Annotated in this window: 2 protein-coding genes; both read right to left on the bottom strand. The window is 25.1% G+C overall.

Annotated elements, in window-relative coordinates; translation table 11 throughout:
• A partial coding sequence (locus L8X40_RS08295) for a helix-turn-helix domain containing protein (RefSeq protein WP_263667677.1) occupies positions 1-488 on the bottom strand: 488 nt, incomplete at its 3' end.
• Between the two features lie 241 nt (positions 489-729).
• A complete protein-coding gene (locus tag L8X40_RS08290; protein WP_263667676.1) occupies positions 730-1,137 on the bottom strand; it encodes a hypothetical protein in 408 nt (135 codons plus the stop codon).
• Positions 1,138-1,648 lie beyond the last annotated feature (511 nt).

Raw genomic sequence — 1,648 nt, 5'->3', positions numbered from 1 at the left:
TATATAGTTTGAAAGTTTTCATCGCTGTTATCGTTGCCAAAACCTGCACTAGCGTAAACATTAGGAAAATATCTGATTTTAATTATATTTTCTATATTGCTTGTTTTAATTATATGTTTTTTGTTGTTTTTTAAATCGTAATATTTCTTAAGCGCTTGAGCAGAAAGTTGTTTATTGTTACGCCAATTGTTTGCGTTATTTTTTTTATATCCTAATTTTTCAGCTACTTCTTCTAAACTTTTTACGTTAAAAAAAGTTTTCATTTCTTCTACTAATTCTTTGTAATTATCCATTTTAGGATTTGTAATTAAATTCATATCTATTCCAAGTTTTTCCGAGAATTCTTTAATTCTCTTAAGAGGAATTTCTTTTCTAGTAGCCCATGTGTTAAAAGTGACATAGTTTACATTAAGTATATCACTTAATTCTTTTATGGTATCCACATCAGCAAATTTTTTTAATACTTTAATTGTTTGCTCGTAATCCATGATTGATGCCTTAAAAAAATAATTTGACTTGACAATTAATTCAAAATGAATTATAATATTACCAACAATATAAAAAAATAAATCGTTTACTAAAACCCAAGCATAAAGTATGCCAAGTTTCAGATTAAATTTATATTATGATATTTTAATGGTTTAAAAATGGAGTATTGGTTTATATTTGTGTTTTTCTTTTTTGGATATTATATTTTATTTTAAATAAGGCGTAATTACGCCTTAAAAATTATTTTTTTTCTTGTTGAGGCTTATCCCCTCTAGTTTTTGGAGTGATAGGTGTGGTAGTTCCGGGCTGTGGTTGCGGTTTTGTTATTTTTTCTTGATTTTCTGACATATTTATCTCTCCTTTTATGATTTGCGAACCACTTACTATTATAGCAAAAAAAGATATCATAGCTCCCACAAGAAGAACAAAATAAATTAGCTTAATATCTTTACTCATATTATTAATAATTCTGTTATTTTCATTGAAGGCATCTAGTATAGAAGATATCATAGCATTAATTCCATTTGTATGTTCTAAATTATCTGAATTAAACTGAGACATGTTTTTATATTGATCTTGTGGGAAAGCTAATGTATTATTTGCTTTTAATGCAAGTAGGGAAAAAAAGACACAATACGCTAAAAACACAATTGAAACACCAAAGAGAATGATGGCAAATGAATCTATATGGGTTGTTTTTATATAACTATTAAGTATAGTGATATCGCTAACTATTATAAAAGTGCAAAGCCACATGTATAATTTTATAGTTTGAAATTGTCCAGGAATTATACTTGTTAATGAATATCTAAATCCTTTCTTTTGCTTTCAAGCTGTAGCTTTAAATTCTTTTCGTAATTTTCATATGAAATATTTTCTTTATTTTCTGACATTTTAATTCCTTTTTTAATTATATTATATAAGATACTATAAGCCAAATTAAATCAATTTGAATTATTATTTATAATTTGACTTTGCAATTAATTCAAAATGAATTATAATTCTACACATAATTAATTTTAAAACATAAAAATAATTATTTTTTAGCAAAAAGAATACCAACTTTTTGCTTAAGTATAAAAAAGGATACATAATGCAAGATTGGATTATAGCTGGCGTGATTATAGCTATCTTATCGGTTATGTTTGTAATCATAAAA

This window comes from Campylobacter sp. CNRCH_2013_0855 (assembly GCF_025773025.1).
Lineage (GTDB): Bacteria > Campylobacterota > Campylobacteria > Campylobacterales > Campylobacteraceae > Campylobacter_D > Campylobacter_D jejuni_C.
This window is presented reverse-complemented; position numbering and strand designations above follow the sequence as displayed.